This is a genomic window from Rhodospirillaceae bacterium, from assembly GCA_018660465.1.
Taxonomy (GTDB): Bacteria; Pseudomonadota; Alphaproteobacteria; order Rhodospirillales; family JABJKH01; genus JABJKH01.
Genome location: JABJKH010000113.1, coordinates 1 through 15,840, shown reverse-complemented (window position 1 = coordinate 15,840; position 15,840 = coordinate 1). Strand labels below are relative to the sequence as shown.

Below are 15,840 nucleotides of genomic sequence, written 5' to 3'. Positions count from 1 at the left end.
GTTATGGACTCGGATACGAGGATGAGAAGCAATCCATGACTCTTCAGCATCCGTTAGTTGGACTGTGGGATCTCTAGGTCCTGCTTCTCTTCAAGTTGAAGGTGCTTCTCTAGGGAGAGGAAGTATGTGTCGATTGATTGTCGTAATCTTAGTTTCTCTTCCTGATATTGCTTACTATTGAGAATTTCCGCAGCTTGCCGGCCCTTCCCTTGTTGGGTCAATTCGATGGCACGAACTTCCATTTTAACGAGCCGCTCATTCTCTTCGTCCATGCGTTTCAGAAGAGCGGAGTCGCTTTCATGGGCACGAGATAGGGCCTCTTCGAGTAGCGCCCCAAGCTTGACTTCATTTTCCCTATAAACTTTTAACCATTTGTCATCCTGGGTGAACGCAAAGGTCAGCGCCGACGTGGTCAAGATAGCGTCAATGGACTCGATCTCTTGAGCGAAAGCACGTAATTGGAGAATCTCAGGTTTCTCCAAACCGGATGCGCTCACAGATGCGACTGACCAACTGATGAAAGCCATAGCCAGAGAAAGTAGAATACACAATACGCGAACTGGCATTCAAAGCGCTCTATGTGGTTTCGACAAACGACGTCTCATAAAAACAAGTCGTCGTTACTAAGCTATAATATTTGAGGCACATAATATTAGAAATGCAAGAGCCTTTCCGCTTGTGGCCACACCCAGAAGTCCGATTGAACAATTAAATAGGACGGTTTTCGACTGTGAAGCAGGCGTCTCTGGGGATTGGAGCTAACTCTTGATTAGCAATTCTGACCGAAAAGAACCCTAAATCAACCCCATACTCTTAAACGACCTCGTCCCCGACTTGCTCACCACGATATGGTCATGCAGCACAATTCCAAGTTTTTCTCCAGCGTCGCGGATTTCTTTGGTCATGTCTATGTCGTCGCGCGACGGGGACGGATCACCTGAGGGGTGGTTGTGGACGAGGATGATTGCCGTGGCGCTAAGTTCCAGGGCGCGTTTGACGACTTCCCTTGGATACACCGGCGTGTGATCCACGGTGCCGCGTTGTTGGACTTCGTCGGCGATAAGGATGTTTTTCTTATTCAGGAACAGCACGCGGAATTGTTCGGTTTTCTCGTAAGCCATTGCGGCGCGGCAGTAGTCCACCAGGGATTGCCAATTGCTGAGCACCGGGCGTTGCATGACCTCGTCACTGATGAGTTTAAGTGCGGCGGCGCGGATAGATTTAAGGGCGACGACAGTGGTCTCCCCCATGCCGTTGACCTTGCTGAGTTCCGCGGGCTCGGCACTGATTACTTCGGCGAAGGAACCGAAGGTTTCCAACAGGGATTTCGCCAGCGGTTTCACATCACGGCGTGTCACTGCCATGAACAAGACCAGTTCCAGCAGCTCGTAATCCGGCAAGGCATCGCCGCCGGATTTCAGAAACCGCTCGCGCAATCTGGCGCGGTGGCCTGCGTAATGAGGCGGTTTAGCTTTTTTCTCAGCCATCGTAGGGCGGGAGGTCCAGCCCCTTCGGGGATTGGGTGAAGACTTCAAAGCCATCGGCAGTCACGCCAAGGGAATGTTCGAACTGGGATGATAGAGAGCGGTCCTTGGTGACTGCGGTCCAGCCGTCTTCCAAGATTTTGACTTCATGGCGACCAATATTCACCATCGGCTCAATGGTAAAGAACATGCCTTCGGTCAGCACAGTCCCTTCGCCCGGGTTTCCATAATGAAGGATGTTGGGCGCATCGTGGAAAATTTGACCCAAGCCATGGCCACAAAAATCCCGAACCACGGAATAACGTTGGGATTCAGCATAGGATTGAATGGCGTGGCCGATGTCACCGACGGTGGCGCCTGGTTTGACCACGTTAATACCCCGCCACATGGCTTCGAATGTTACCTCGATCAGGCGCTTGGCTTTAACACTGGCCTTGCCGACCGTGAACATCCGGCTTGAATCGCCGTACCACGTATCAAGGATTGGCGTTACATCAATGTTAATGATGTCGCCGTCTTTTAAGACTTTGTCGCCGGGGATGCCGTGACAGACAACGTGGTTGACCGAGGTGCAAACTGATTTCGGAAAGCCGCGGTAGCCCAAGGGGGCCGGAACCGCGCCATGGTCCAAAGTAAAGTCGTGGACGAGCTTATCAATGTCGTCGGTGGTGATGCCGGGCTTAATGAAAGGGACAAGATAATCCAAGGTTTCGGCTGCCAAGCGGCCAGCCTTCCGCATGCCCTCAAAGGCTTCGGGGCCATGGGTCTTGATGCTTCTTTCGATGCCGCCTGCGGCGTTAACGCTAATATCGTTCATGGGATTATTATGACATTTAAAATTAAAAAATACAGGGTTCTAAACCATATAGGGGCTTTATAAGACCAATTCCACGGGAGATGTCACTAAAATTTCCTCTGGCGACATTTTACACGTATATGCGATGGCTTCTACACCGTTCGCCATTGCCGCCTTCAAATTTTCAGCATAAGCCGGGTCAATGTCTTCGGCGATAGTCATTCGCGTGCTGTCTTCACGTTGTACAAGATACATCATAACGGCGCGGTGGCCTTCGCTGACCATGTCCGCCAGTTCGCCCAAATGTTTGCTGCCCCGGGTCGTGACAGAGTCTGGAAATTCCGCTGAGGCCGAGGGGGAGAGGTCGCGTTTCATGGTGACGCTTTTAATTTCGACGTAGGAGGTTGGGCGGGCGTCTTCTTCCAATAAGATATCGATGCGCGAGTTCTGGCCGTATTTTACTTCCCGGCGGAGGGTTGTGTAACCGGACAGCTCAGAAATAACGCTGCCGGTGATGGCTTCTTCGACTATTGCATTGGCGAGCGCCGTGTTCAGACCTACCAAGCCGCCGCCGATGCGGATGAGTTCCCAGGTATATTTAAGCTTTCGCTTGGGGTTGCGGGCGGGGGAGAGCCAGACTTCTGCGCCTTCCTCAATAAGGCTCAACATCGACCCAGGATTGGCGCAATGGGCGGTGACCATCTCACCATTTTCTAGCTCAACGTCAGTGAGGAATCGCTTGTACCGCTTGATCAGAGTGCCACGGATCAGGGGGTCAGGAAATTTCATCTGTATCCAGGGCGTCTGATAATCGTTTGGTTGCGGTGCCGCGTTTTAAGGGTTGTTGTTGGCTGGCGTGTGGGGCCCAGGCGGTTAGAAATATCACTTGGAAGGTTGCGGGAACGCGCCCGTCGCTGTCTTCAAATAAATCACGGTAGTGCGCCGCGGCCCGCATTAGAGTTGCAGGTCGGGTGAAATTTAGCGCCCGGGCTGCGACTGCATTGGTCTCCCCCATGCCGCGTAAATCAGTCATTAATTTTACTGGATCGGCATAAGAAACGGCGATGTCATCCATATCTGCAACCGGCAGCGCAAACCCGGCGCGTTGCAGTAACCCGCCTGCATCTCGCACATCGGCAAAGGGGGAGACTCTTGGATGGGCCCCTCCTGCTTCTGCTATTTCAGAATGGGTCAAAGCGGCGCGGAGTTCGTGCAAAGTGTCGCCTCCCAACATTGCGGCCAGAAACAAGCCGTCCGGTTTTAAGGCGCGGCGAATTTGGGCAAGGGCACCTGGTAGGTCATTCACCCAATGCAGCGACAGGCAACTGAAGATTGCATCAAAGGTGTTTTCACCAAACGGCAAGGCTTCTTCATCGGTGACAATCGTTTGCTCTCCAGCGCGCGCCGCCATGGCGGTCGAGAAATCGGACTGGATGAGGCTTTCAATTTTCGCTTGGTTTTTTAAGACACGGCCCAATTGGCCGGTGTGACACCCCAGGTCCAGGGCCAAGGGAAACGTTCGCGCGAAATCTTCCAGCCGGTCGGCCAGACGGTCTGCGACTTCTTGGATAAGAAAGTCGTAGTTGTCTAGTTTACCAGCGGCCCGGTCGCGGTGCTGCCGAACAGCTTGACGGTTGAAGACTGACATGGATTCCGACATGGTTATTATATGACACAAGACGACATGACATTAAATGATGCTGTGAAGGGAACATCTCCGGATAATCCGGTCCGACTTCTGGCGCGGACCGTACTGGACCTGTTGCTGCCGCATCAATGTTTGGCGTGCAATGACATGGTCGGTGAGCAGGGGGCGTTGTGTTCGGCGTGCTGGGCAAAGATCACTTTTCCGAGTGCACCCTATTGCGACATCTGCGCGCTGCCGTTTGAATTTGACGCGGGCGAAGGCAGCATTTGCGGTGTGTGCAGCCGCCAAGCGCCAGATTTCGACCGCGCGCGTTCGGCTATGGTGTATGACGATGCCAGCCGCCGTCTTGTTTTGGGGTTCAAGCATGGCGACCGAACCGAAGCCGCCCCTGCCTTTGGTCGCTGGATGGCGCGAACGGGGGCAGACTTGATTGCGAACTCAGACGTTATTGTCCCGGTACCCCTGCATTGGACCCGATTGTTCGCCCGAAAGTTTAATCAAGCAGCCCTGTTGGCGCACGAGATTGGCGGATTATCAGGGATAGACGTCGTGCCTGATCTTTTGGTTCGCCGTAAACGCACTCCACCCCAGGGAAAACTCAGCGCCTTGGCCCGGCAGCGGAACTTGCAAGGTGCCATCGTCATGAAGCCCAAGCGCAAAACCCTAGCCGAAGGAAAGGCTGTTTTGTTAGTGGACGATGTTTTCACTACTGGAGCAACGGTTTCCGCCTGCGCTCGGGTACTGCGGCGGGCGGGGGCGTCGTCGGTGAATGTGTTGACCCTGGCCAGGGTTGTTCGGGCATCTATTTAGTGTGGTTGCGCATAGAGCTTGGGCAAATTATATATCGGGTCGCTTACATCCATCTTCAGGAGAAATTAGAGTGCCGAAGGTTGAAATTTATACGACGCCGATTTGCGGGTTTTGCGCCCAGGCAAAAATGTTGCTGTCCAAAAAAGGCGTCGAATTTACCGAGATTAACGTCATGATGGACCGTGGTAAGCGCCAGGAAATGGAAACGCGATCCAATGGTGGTACCACAGTGCCGCAGATTTTTATTGGCGATAAGCATGTTGGCGGCTGCGACGATTTGTTTGAGCTGGAATTCGACGACGAACTCGATGCGCTTTTAAAATAGGCCTAACATGTCTGACACTTTCAAAGTTGCCTGCGTCCAAACCAATTCACCGCGCGATGTGGCCCCTAGTATTGAGCAAGCCAGCGATTTCATTCGCCAAGCACGGGATGCTGGCGCGGATTTTATTACGACGCCCGAATGCGTGAACTTGATGGAGCCTAAGGGCCGCCAGCTTCGAGAAAAAATCAGATATCAGGAAGAAGACGAATGCCTGAAGGCGTTCCAAAAGTTGGCAGAGGAAACCGGCGCTTGGCTATTGGCGGGTTCACTCCTGATTAGGATCGGCGATGATAAAGCCGCCAATCGGTCGTTTTTGATTGGTCCTGATGGCGATATTAAGGCGCAGTATGACAAGATTCATATGTTTGATGTGGACTTGGGCAACGGTGAATTCTACCGCGAATCAAAGCTTTATGAGCCGGGGAAATCAAGTGTCATGGCTGATCTTCCCTGGGGCAAATTGGGGATGACGATTTGCTATGATGTACGGTTTCCCCATCTTTATCGTGCCCATGGCCATGCTGGCGCAGACTTCATCACCGTGCCTGCAGCCTTCACCCGCACGACCGGCAAAGCGCATTGGCATGTATTACTGCGGTCCCGGGCCATTGAAAACGGATGCTTTATTTTCGCGGCGGCACAAACGGGTGAGCATGCGGAAGGCCGCGAAACCTATGGGCATTCTCTGATCATTGATCCGTGGGGCGAGGTATTGGCCGACGGCGGTGAAGAAACCGGCTTCGTCATTGCCGATATTGATGTCTCCAAGGTGGCCAAGGCCCGGGGGAAAGTCCCCTCTTTAACCCATGATCGGACGTTTGACGCCTAATCCGAAAATAGTTTGAGTGGTTCAGCGTCTGCGCGTTTGGTTGCGCAAATACGTTGAAGCACTCTGGTGTGGGGAGGCGGGTCGGCGATGCCTTGCTCAAAGGCAATGATCTTTAGCCGATCTTTGAAAAAATCCAGGAGTTCATGGTTTTGGAGAAGAAAGTCCGGATTGCGTGGGTGTCCGTGGCGTTCGTTGCCAATTCCAAACGTTTCATAAATTAAAATACCGCCCTCAGCTAAAGCATCGACAAGAGTCGGAAATAAAGGGCGATAAAGGTAATTTGTGACCACGATTCCGGCAAACCTCCGATCCGGGAAGGGCCATGTATGACCGGCTTCTAAATCTGCTTTAATAATCTCGACGTTTGGGTTCGACGCGAAATCTGAGACCTTCTCAACATCTCGGTCTAAAGCGATAACGGGGTGGCCTCTGCTTAAAAAGTGGCGCATGTGGCGCCCACTTCCACATGCTAAATCTAGCACATCGCCGCCTTCCGGAACCAAAGGTGCGAACCGTTTAACCCAGGGTGAAATCATCGTCGTATTGTGTTTTGCGTCTTTTGCAATTGTCATGGCTGTTTCTGCGCTAAATTTGCGAATTCTTAACTGAATCTCACATAGGGTTGGAAAAATGCCTGTAAGTTAATATAAAGGGCTCTTGTTATAGAAGTTAACGGCAAAATGAAATGATCGTTTTTCAACTCACCTGTTCAAACGCCCACGAATTTGAGGCTTGGTTTCGCAGCAGCGATTCTTTCGAGCAGCAAGGTGCCGCAGGCGATGTGGAATGCCCGTACTGCGGCGACGTCCACGTGATGAAGGCGCCAATGGCACCCAACGTGGTGACGTCGCGCCAGAAAAGTGTCGTTCGGGAGCCGGCTGAAACTAAGGCCAGCAATCAACCAAGCAATCAACCAAGCAATCAACCAAGCAATCAACCAAGCGATCAACCAAGCGATCAAGCAGCTGAAGTTCGTGCCCGCGAAGTGGCGGAGCAAATTCTTCGTGCCGTTGGCAAGTTGCGTGACCAGATTGAAGAAACCACCGATGACGTTGGTGATAAGTTTGTCGATGAGGCCCGGCGCATTCATTACGGCGAAACAGAAGAACGCGGCATTCGTGGTGTCGCTACCGAACAAGAAGCATCGGAATTGGACGAAGAGGGAATTGACGTCTTTCGACTGCCGACGGGCCCCCGCAAGAACAGCTAACATCTACATCTAGTTGCTCTTTGTGGCGAAAACCAAATAATTTACATCCAAATCAGAGCTTAAGCGCCATTCGTCAGTAATGGGGCTGTAGCTCATTCCTTTGATATCTTGAAATTCGATCCCGGGCGGGCGGAGACCTTGCGCCAGTTCAGACGGCTTAACAAACTTTCGCCAATCATGGGTTCCCGCCGGAACCCAACGCAGAATATATTCCGCACCAATTTTTGCCAGGGCCAGGGATTTTAGGGTGCGGTTGATGGTGGATGCCGCCATGACGCCCCCCGGCTTGACCAACTGCCCGCAAATATCCAAGAAGATATCCATATCGGTGACGTGTTCGACTACTTCCATGTTGATGATCACGTCGAACCGGCTGCCTTCTTCTAATATTTCTTCAGGCAGGGCGCGGCGATAGGTGATATTAAGTCCGCCTTGTTCCGCGTGATGGCGGGCGACGCCAAGACTTTCCTCCGCCGCATCGATGCCGGTGACGGTTCCACCTAAGCGACAGAGTGGCTCACATACCAGCCCCCCACCGCAGCCGACATCCAGAAACGTCAGTCCCTCGAAGGGTCGGTCGGTGGTGATGTCTCTGCCAAAATGTGCTGCGACATGGTCACGGATAAATTCGATCCGGGTCGGATTCAGCTTATGCAGCGGGCGGAACTTTCCTGTTGCGTCCCACCACGTATCTGCGATGGCCGCAAAGCGGGCGATTTCTTCCGCATCTGCCGTACTGTCAGGAGGGGATTTGGATGCTTCCGTCGATGCTGTCATAGGGTTGCCTCTGTTAATCGATGAGAGTATGTATGCGCGCCCGTTTGGCTGCAACATGTTCGATGCAGAAGTTCCAATTATTTATGAGACGTTTTTAATGGCCTTGATTGTGCAAAAATTTGGTGGGACCTCGGTCGCCGACATTGATCGGATTAAGGCCGCGGCTCTGCGCGCCAAAAAAGAAGTTGATGCGGGTAACCAAGTTGCCGTCGTGCTTTCCGCTATGTCCGGTGTGACCAACAAGCTGGTGGAATATGTCAGCGAGATCACGGCCCTGCACGATGCCCGTGAATACGATTCCGTTGTATCGACCGGTGAGCAGGTGACGACGGGGCTTTTAGCGCTAGCGTTGCAAGAGCTTGGCGTTTCCGCCCGGTCTTGGCTGGGTTGGCAAATTCCAATCCATACGGATGGCGCACACGGTAGGGCGCGTATTCAGTCCATCGAAACCGAAGAAATGCACAAGCGCTTGGATGCTGGCGAAGTTTGTGTGGTTGCTGGATTTCAGGGATTGGGCCCGGACAACCGGATCACAACATTGGGACGTGGCGGGTCTGACACGAGTGCCGTCGCTTTGGCGGCTGCGTTGAAGGCCGACCAATGTGACATCTACACCGATGTTGATGGGATTTATACGTCGGACCCGAGAATAGTTTCGGCGGCACGGAAATTGAATAAAATCACCTATGAGGAAATGTTGGAAATGGCGTCCCTCGGAGCTAAGGTCCTGCAGACCCGTTCCGTGGAATTGGCCATGAAATGTGGGGTCCGCCTACAGGTTCTAACGAGCTTTGCCGATGTGCCCGGGACCCTAGTCGTTGATGAGGAAGAGATCGTGGAAAAAGAAATGGTTAGCGGCATCGCCTATAGCCGGGATGATGCAAAAATCACCCTATCGTCAGTCGCCGATAGGCCGGGTCAAGCTGCTGGTATTTTTGGGCCTTTGGCAGATGCGAATATCAACGTCGATATGATTGTACAGAACGTTTCAGCCGATCAGCAAGCGACAGATATTACCTTTACGCTGCCCAAGGAAGACCTGAACAAGGCGATAGAAACCCTGCAGCAAAGACAGGAAGAATTGGGTTTTAAATCCCTTAATTCTGACCCGGATGTGGTGAAAATTTCTGTCGTCGGTGTTGGCATGCGCAGCCATGCCGGTGTGGCCGGGATGATGTTTAAAACCCTGGCGGAAAAGGGCATAAATATCCAAGTTATCTCGACATCTGAAATCAAAGTCAGTGTCTTGGTGGCGGAGGAATATACCGAGCTCGCGCTCCGGGCGCTGCATAGTGCTTATGGGCTTGATGCGGACTGACGCCTGCACTACATTGTAACTGCGGAAGTTGTTGCGGTATTTACATGGAGTCATAATTTAAGTTTCATGTGTTTATCGCTTGAAACTTCAAGAGATTCCGTCAGACTGCAGCAGGCTTGATTCGGGATGCGGCGGATAAATCAAGCCCGCGACCTGCTAAATTAGGGACCTAAATTGATATTGCGCGTCACTATGTGTGGTTGGCGCGCGTTGAGTGTTGTGAATTCTTCTGACCGAAGAAAGCTTCGGTTAAGAAATTTTCTATATTTATAATGGGTTAGCTAAGTTTTTGATGGATTAATATGAGATACCTCGGGTTTTTGGTATGAGTGGCGAAACAGAAAACGGCAACGAAAATACTGTTGGCACGTTGTTGCGGGCGTCACGCCTTAGACGTGATGAAGACTTGCGAGACGTTTCGCACATTCTTCGTGTTCGTCTGTTGTATCTCGAAGCGATTGAAGACGGTCGTTACAACGACCTTCCCGGAAACGCTTACGCAATCGGATTTATCCGCGCATATTCAGAACACCTTGGCCTCGATAGCGAAGAGGTCGTTCGGCGTTACAAAGTGGAATCGTCCGGCGGCGGAGATTCATCCCGGTTGGTTTTCCCGTCTCCCATACCTGAGAACAGCGTTCCGGGTGGCGCAATTTTATTCATTGGCGTTGTTGTCGCAATTTTGGCCTACGGCGGCTGGTATGTGAGTTCTACGCAGGATGGTTTTTTAACGAACTTGGTGTCCCCCATACCGGACCGTCTCGCATCCATGGCCGGAAAAGAGAAGAGTGATGGGACGGACGAAGGGACGGGCGTTGGGAAAAAGGAAGCGGTAGAGCCTGAGAAAAACTCATCGCCTGTTTCTGCAACCGCAGCCGATGCGCCCATGAATAAACCAGAAAATAAGCCGCAGGATAAAGTGGAACCTGCGCCCGCTGATATTGAAACTTCAGCCGGTGGTCCTGTCGTACCTGAGAAAATGAAGCCAGCCGATACGCCGGTTTCCGCTGCTGCGATAAAAAAAGAAGTAGAGAAAAAGGTCGAGAAAAAGGTCGAGAAAAAAGAAGTGGCGAAGGTGCCTGAAACGCCTACGGCAAACGCAGCCCCTGCGGTCGTGCCACCCAAAGAAGCAAGTCCTCGGGTCGAGACTAATCGTTCTGCAACCGATACACCGACGGCAGAGCCCGCCCCTCAAACAAACGGTGCAAAAACAAAGACTGAGGAAACGCCTCGCCCGACCGCAGAGCCAGTCGCGGAACAATCCCCTGAGATTAAAAAGCCAGCACCCCAAGCCGCGCCAGCACCCCAAGCCGCGCCAGCACCCCAAGCTGCGCCTGCCCCCCAAGTTGCACCCGCTCCTCAAGTTGCGACGGTACCACCGGCGGAAGGCAAGTCCCGCATACTGGTTCGCGCCAAGGATGACAGTTGGATTCTTATTCGTGATGGTGGGTCTAATAAATTACTTACGCGCAAATTGCTCCGTGCTGGTGAAACCTATCGTGTTCCCAACCGCCCTGGCCTAACGTTGCAGGCTGGCAATGCGGGAGCTTTGGAAATATCAGTGGACGGTGAAACAGTTCCTGCCATTGGTGCTGTTGGTGCTGTACTCAGAAGCGTTGCTTTAGATGCCGACCGACTGCGCGAAGGCAAAGCTGTTGCGCCGTAAGTTGAAGCTCTTTTAAGGACTAAGATCATGTCTACGACAAATTTGACCGCTGCTCGGCGTACAAGCGTCCCGGTAAAGATCGATAACGTAACCGTTGGGGGCGATGCGCCCATCATGGTTCAGTCGATGACCAATACGGATACAGCCGACGCCGAAGGAACCGCGGCGCAGGTCGCGGCCCTTGCCGAGGCAGGGTCTGAAGTCGTCCGCATTACCGTTGACCGGGAAGACGCCGCCAAGGCTGTTCCTTATATCCGGGAAAAACTGGACGCCCAAGGGATCGATGTGCCGTTGGTGGGCGATTTCCACTACATCGGTCACACGCTTCTGACAAAGTACCCAGCCTGTGCCGAAGCGCTGGCGAAGTACCGAATTAATCCCGGTAATGTAGGCTTTCGCGAAAAGAAAGATGTTCAGTTTTCGACCATGATCGACGTCGCCCAAAAATATAACAAGCCGGTACGGATTGGCGTTAACTGGGGCAGTTTGGATCAGGAACTCGTGATCCACTTGATGGATGAAAATGCCAAGTCTGACAATCCGCTGGAAGCTTCCGAAATTACCCAAGAAGCCCTCGTTCAATCAGCACTGATGAGTGCGGCTCGGGCCGAAGACCTGGGCATGTCTCGGGATAAAATTATTCTGTCGTGCAAGGTGAGCGAGGTCCAAAGCCTGATCACTGTCTATCGGAATTTAGCGGCGCGCGGCGACTATGCTCTGCATTTGGGTCTCACGGAAGCCGGGATGGGATCGAAGGGAATTGTTGCATCAACGGCGGCCTTGGGTGTCCTGCTGCAAGAAGGCATTGGCGACACCATTCGTGTATCTCTGACACCGGCCCCCGGCGGCGACCGTACCGAAGAAGTCATCGTTGCCCAGCAGATTCTTCAAACCATGGGGCTTCGTGCCTTTATGCCGCTGGTAACAGCGTGTCCCGGATGTGGACGCACGACCAGCACAGTCTTCCAGCATTTGGCGGATAAAATTCAAACCTATGTTCGCGAGAAAATGCCGATCTGGCGTGAGCAATATACCGGCGTTGAAAATCTGAACCTCGCTGTCATGGGCTGCATTGTGAATGGGCCTGGGGAAAGCAAGCATGCGGATATCGGCATCAGTTTACCGGGGACGGGGGAAGAACCGTCAGCGCCCGTCTTTATCGATGGTAAAAAAGTTAAAACCCTCCGCGGGCCTAAGATTGCCGAAGAATTTCAGGTCATTGTCGATGACTATGTGGCCAAGCGGTATGGGGACGAAACCGCCCCGTCTGCTGCGGCTCAATAGCTGGGCTCCATCTATATGTCTTCATTGAAGCCCGTTCGGGGCACCCATGACCTATTGCCTGACGAAAAGCGCCGTCAGCGTTTCGTTGAAGATACCGCACGGGAAATTTCAGGTCGTTATGGGTTTCAAGAAATGGCGACGCCGATCTTTGAATTCAGCGAGGTGTTTTCGCGCACTCTTGGCGATACGTCGGATATTGTTACTAAGGAAATGTATTCGATTGAAGCCCGTGATGGCGAAGCGATTACGCTGCGTCCCGAAGGAACGGCCGGTGTCGCCCGGGCGTTTATTTCAAATAGCCTGTCTCACGACCTGCCATTAAAGTTTTTCTATCACGGCCCAATGTTTCGGTATGAACGCCCGCAAAAAGGTCGCCAGCGTCAGTTCCATCAGATCGGTGTTGAACTGCTGGGCGTGCCGAGCGCTCAGGCCGACGTCGAGGTTATTTCTCTGGCGGCACATTTGCTGGATGATTTGGGGCTTACCGATAAGATAACCCTGGAATTGAATTCGTTGGGTGATACGGAAAGCCGAGCGACCTATCGAGACAAACTGGTCGCGTATTTTCAGAAACACTTGGATGGTCTTTCGGAAGACAGTCGCGAACGGCTTGATCGCAACCCGCTTCGCATTCTGGATTCCAAGAACGAAGGTGACCGCGAGATCGTCGCAGACGCGCCTTTGCTTGCGGACAGCTTGAATGACACATCGAAACAGTTCTTTGATGACTTGATCTCCGGATTACAGACGCTTGGCATTGCCTACGATATGAACCCGCGGTTGGTTAGGGGCTTAGACTACTATTGCCATACAGCATTTGAATTCACGACGGATACCTTAGGCGCACAAGGGGCCGTGCTTGCGGGCGGGCGCTATGACGGCTTGGTCAAGCAAATGGGCGGACCACCGACACCTGGGATTGGCTGGGCTGCGGGGATGGAGCGGTTGGCGATGATGGTCGGTGATGCTGCCCCAGAAGCTGGGCGCCCGATTGTTATTGTGCCCGTTGGGGGCGAGGCCGCATCAAAGGCTTTAACCCTGACCGATCAATTGCGGAAAGCCGGATTTACCGTTGAGCTAGGATATTCCGGCAATGTCGGCAAACGCATGAAACGCGCCAACAAGCTGAATGCCCACACCGTCATAATGTTAGGGGAGGACGAGTTGGCCCGTGACGCCGCCACCGTCCGTGATATGGAATCCGGCGATCAGACTGAAGTCCCTTTGCCATCGCTGGAAGAACACTTGTCTCAGTACCGTTAGCGTTGCTATGGCCGGTTCTTTATTTTCAAAAGGTCGGCCGCTTGTGGTTGGCGCAAATCATCGGTCCAGCAGTCTCGGGCTACGTGATCGCTTGTTTGCTGAAGATCATGAGCTTCCAGCCTTGTTTGAGAAATTGCGCGAGAAGGGCCTAACCCAAGCCTTGGTCGCGTCCACCTGTGACAGAGTGGAAATTCTCACATTAGATGAAGATAGCGATCAGGCGGAGAATGCCATCGTGAACTGCCTCGCCGAACGGGGAGGAATTAGCGATGCTGAGCTATCTGGGCAACTCTACCGACATTGGGATGAAGGCGCAGTTCGGCATATTTTTAATGTCGCGTCGTCATTAGATAGCCAAGTTATAGGTGAGCCGCAGGTGCTGGGCCAGATCAAGGCGGCACACAGGATCGCCCGTGAAAACGGCTTTATCGGTTCTGAGTTGGAAGCCCTGATGCAAGCCGCGTTCGAAGCCGCCCGCCGGGTGCGCCGCGAAACTGAAATCGGCAAGCGCCCGGTTTCCATCGCGGCTGCCGCGGTACAAACAGCCCGTGACTTGCACGGTGATATGGCGCGGTGCAGCGGCCTTATTATTGGTGCCGGGGATATGGGGGTGATGGTTGCGGAGGCTTTGCAGAGCGCAGGGTTGGCAGATTTAACGGCAACCCATCCGACTGCGTCACGAGCTGATGCTGTATCGCGGGGATTGGACTGTGCTGTTGCGGCCTTTGATGACCTGAGCCGATTGATGGTTGAGGCAGATATCGTTGTTGCTGCTGTTGGTGCCAGGACTCACACCTTGTCATCTGACATGGTGCAGCAAAGCCTTGCCAAGCGGCGTCACAGGCCCGTGTTCATCGTCGATACCAGTGTGCCGGGAGATGTTCAACCAAGCACCGAACGCCTGGAAGAAGTCTTTTTGTATGATCTTCATGATCTGGAAAAGGTCGCCGAAGACGGACGCGCGGGACGTGAGGCGGAAGCCACTGAGGCGGAACGGATCATCAGCCAGGAAGTGGCTGACTTTGTTAAAGACAAAAATGAGCGCGTGGCCGTGCCGGTTCTGGTGCAACTGCGGCAAATGTTTGAGGATAATCGCGATACTGTGCTGGCCGAAGCCGGCGGCGATGCGGAAAAAGCAACGCGTCTTCTGATCAATCGGCTTCTACATACGCCGTCATTAATGCTACGGGGTGCTGCATCCGAAAACGGCAGTGATGAAACGCCAGACTGGGACACCGTGGAGGCTGTATTGCGCCAAGTATTTGATTTAGACGTGCCAAATAAGGAGAAGAATAAATGAGCTTGGACGAAAAACTAAGCCGGGTTGTCGCCCGTCACGAAGAATTGGGGCACCTGATGTCGGACCCTGGCTCAATGGCGGCACAAGATTTTGCCAAAATGTCCAAGGAATATTCCGACCTGACCAGCGTGGTTGAGGCGATTAATTCATGGCGAGATGTGACAGCGGAATTGGAAGACTTGGAAGTCATGATGGCGGATGAGGACAGCGACGACGAAATGCGCGCTCTCGCGGAAGAAGAAAAAAGCGAATCGACGGCAAAGGTTCCGGAACTGGAACACACCATCAAAATATTGTTGCTGCCGAAGGATGAGGCGGATGAAAAGAACGCCATCTTAGAAATTCGCGCGGGCACGGGCGGGGATGAAGCCGCTTTGTTCGCCGCTGATCTATTTCGCATGTACCAGCGTTTTTCGGAAGAGCGCGGTTGGAAGTTCGAAATGATTGAAGTCAACGAAATTGGCATCGGCGGTTTCAAGGAAGCCATCGCTAAGGTGACAGGCCGAAGCGTCTTCGCACGGCTTAAATACGAATCCGGTGTGCACCGGGTACAGCGTGTGCCGACGACAGAATCGAGCGGCCGTATTCATACCTCAGCCGCGACAGTCGCAGTGTTACCAGAAGTCGAGGACGTGGATATTCATATCGAACCTAAGGACCTGCGCGTCGATGTCTATCGCGCCAGTGGACCCGGGGGGCAATCGGTCAACACGACAGACAGTGCCGTGCGCCTGACTCATATTCCGACCGGTATCATCGTCATTTGTCAGGACGAAAAATCTCAACACAAGAATAAGGCCAAGGCGATGACCGTAATGCGCGCGCGGCTTTATGATGCCGAACGATCAAAACGCGATTCCGAACGTGCCGATGCACGTCGGAGCCAAGTTGGTTCCGGCGATCGTTCAGAACGGATTAGGACTTATAATTTCCCGCAAGGCCGGGTGACCGATCACCGCATCAATTTGACTCTACACAAACTTGATAAAGTGATGGATGGCGATCTGGACGAAATCATCGTGGCTCTGACGGCCGAAGATCAGGCGGCGCAATTGTCCGAGATGGCATGATCACAAAGACTACCATCGGCGGTGCCTTTGAGCAGGCCTGTCATCTGCTGGTCGAAGCCG

The 15,840-nt window shown here is 53.1% G+C and carries 17 protein-coding genes; 10 read left to right on the top strand and 7 right to left on the bottom strand.

Annotated elements, in window-relative coordinates; genetic code table 11:
- Positions 1-53: 53 nt before the first annotated feature.
- The 5 genes from HOM51_18875 to HOM51_18855 form a co-directional block, all read right to left on the bottom strand.
- Positions 54-566, bottom strand: coding sequence for a hypothetical protein (locus HOM51_18875; GenBank protein MBT5036580.1), 513 nt, complete (start codon positions 564-566; stop codon positions 54-56).
- Positions 567-794: 228 nt separating this feature from the next.
- Positions 795-1,541, bottom strand: coding sequence for a DNA repair protein RadC (gene radC, locus HOM51_18870; GenBank protein MBT5036579.1), 747 nt, complete (start codon positions 1,539-1,541; stop codon positions 795-797).
- On the bottom strand, positions 1,480-2,301 hold the full coding sequence (gene map / locus HOM51_18865) for a type I methionyl aminopeptidase (protein ID MBT5036578.1): 822 nt from the start codon (positions 2,299-2,301) through the stop codon (positions 1,480-1,482). Before map ends, radC begins: the two co-directional genes overlap by 62 nt.
- A 57-nt stretch (positions 2,302-2,358) precedes the next feature.
- A complete protein-coding gene (sfsA, locus tag HOM51_18860; protein ID MBT5036577.1) occupies positions 2,359-3,069 on the bottom strand; it encodes a DNA/RNA nuclease SfsA in 711 nt (236 codons plus the stop codon).
- A complete protein-coding gene (locus tag HOM51_18855; protein ID MBT5036576.1) occupies positions 3,056-3,940 on the bottom strand; it encodes a methyltransferase domain-containing protein in 885 nt (294 codons plus the stop codon). Before HOM51_18855 ends, sfsA begins: the two co-directional genes overlap by 14 nt.
- 24 nt (positions 3,941-3,964) lie before the next feature.
- On the opposite strand from HOM51_18855, the gene HOM51_18850 reads away from it, so the two are divergent.
- The 3 genes from HOM51_18850 to HOM51_18840 all read left to right on the top strand — a co-directional run bounded on the left by HOM51_18850 (position 3,965) and on the right by HOM51_18840 (position 5,892).
- Entirely contained in the window at positions 3,965-4,738 is a 774-nt protein-coding gene (locus HOM51_18850) for a ComF family protein (GenBank protein ID MBT5036575.1), read from the top strand.
- A 70-nt stretch (positions 4,739-4,808) separates the two neighbouring features.
- On the top strand, positions 4,809-5,063 hold the full coding sequence (grxC, locus tag HOM51_18845; GenBank protein MBT5036574.1) for a glutaredoxin 3: 255 nt from the start codon (positions 4,809-4,811) through the stop codon (positions 5,061-5,063).
- Positions 5,064-5,070: 7 nt separating this feature from the next.
- Positions 5,071-5,892, top strand: coding sequence for a carbon-nitrogen hydrolase family protein (locus HOM51_18840; GenBank protein ID MBT5036573.1), 822 nt, complete (start codon positions 5,071-5,073; stop codon positions 5,890-5,892).
- Here HOM51_18840 and HOM51_18835 read toward each other — a convergent pair.
- Complete coding sequence (locus HOM51_18835; protein MBT5036572.1) at positions 5,889-6,464, bottom strand: class I SAM-dependent methyltransferase; 576 nt, start codon at positions 6,462-6,464, stop codon at positions 5,889-5,891. The genes HOM51_18840 and HOM51_18835 overlap by 4 nt on opposite strands.
- 113 nt (positions 6,465-6,577) lie before the next feature.
- Here HOM51_18835 and HOM51_18830 point away from each other — a divergent pair, with 113 nt between their 5' ends.
- Entirely contained in the window at positions 6,578-7,102 is a 525-nt protein-coding gene (locus tag HOM51_18830; protein MBT5036571.1) for a DUF1178 family protein, read from the top strand.
- 9 nt (positions 7,103-7,111) lie between these two features.
- Here HOM51_18830 and ubiG read toward each other — a convergent pair whose 3' ends face one another.
- A complete protein-coding gene (ubiG, locus tag HOM51_18825; GenBank protein MBT5036570.1) occupies positions 7,112-7,879 on the bottom strand; it encodes a bifunctional 2-polyprenyl-6-hydroxyphenol methylase/3-demethylubiquinol 3-O-methyltransferase UbiG in 768 nt (255 codons plus the stop codon).
- Between the two features lie 97 nt (positions 7,880-7,976).
- On the opposite strand from ubiG, the gene HOM51_18820 reads away from it, so the two are divergent.
- From HOM51_18820 to prfA, 6 genes are all read left to right on the top strand, one after another.
- Positions 7,977-9,197: an aspartate kinase gene (locus tag HOM51_18820; GenBank protein ID MBT5036569.1), complete on the top strand. Its 1,221-nt coding sequence runs from the start codon at positions 7,977-7,979 to the stop codon at positions 9,195-9,197.
- A 325-nt stretch (positions 9,198-9,522) separates the two neighbouring features.
- Positions 9,523-10,863 carry a DUF4115 domain-containing protein gene (locus HOM51_18815; GenBank protein MBT5036568.1) on the top strand — a complete coding sequence of 447 codons (1,341 nt, stop codon included), beginning with the start codon at positions 9,523-9,525 and terminating at the stop codon, positions 10,861-10,863.
- Between the two features lie 27 nt (positions 10,864-10,890).
- Positions 10,891-12,147: a flavodoxin-dependent (E)-4-hydroxy-3-methylbut-2-enyl-diphosphate synthase gene (gene ispG, locus HOM51_18810; GenBank protein ID MBT5036567.1), complete on the top strand. Its 1,257-nt coding sequence runs from the start codon at positions 10,891-10,893 to the stop codon at positions 12,145-12,147.
- Between the two features lie 15 nt (positions 12,148-12,162).
- Positions 12,163-13,410, top strand: coding sequence for a histidine--tRNA ligase (locus tag HOM51_18805; protein MBT5036566.1), 1,248 nt, complete (start codon positions 12,163-12,165; stop codon positions 13,408-13,410).
- A gap of 7 nt (positions 13,411-13,417) precedes the next feature.
- On the top strand, positions 13,418-14,710 hold the full coding sequence (locus tag HOM51_18800; protein ID MBT5036565.1) for a glutamyl-tRNA reductase: 1,293 nt from the start codon (positions 13,418-13,420) through the stop codon (positions 14,708-14,710).
- Positions 14,707-15,780 carry a peptide chain release factor 1 gene (gene prfA, locus HOM51_18795; GenBank protein MBT5036564.1) on the top strand — a complete coding sequence of 358 codons (1,074 nt, stop codon included), beginning with the start codon at positions 14,707-14,709 and terminating at the stop codon, positions 15,778-15,780. The genes HOM51_18800 and prfA overlap by 4 nt, the downstream gene beginning before the upstream one ends.
- The last annotated feature ends 60 nt before the right edge of the window (positions 15,781-15,840 follow it).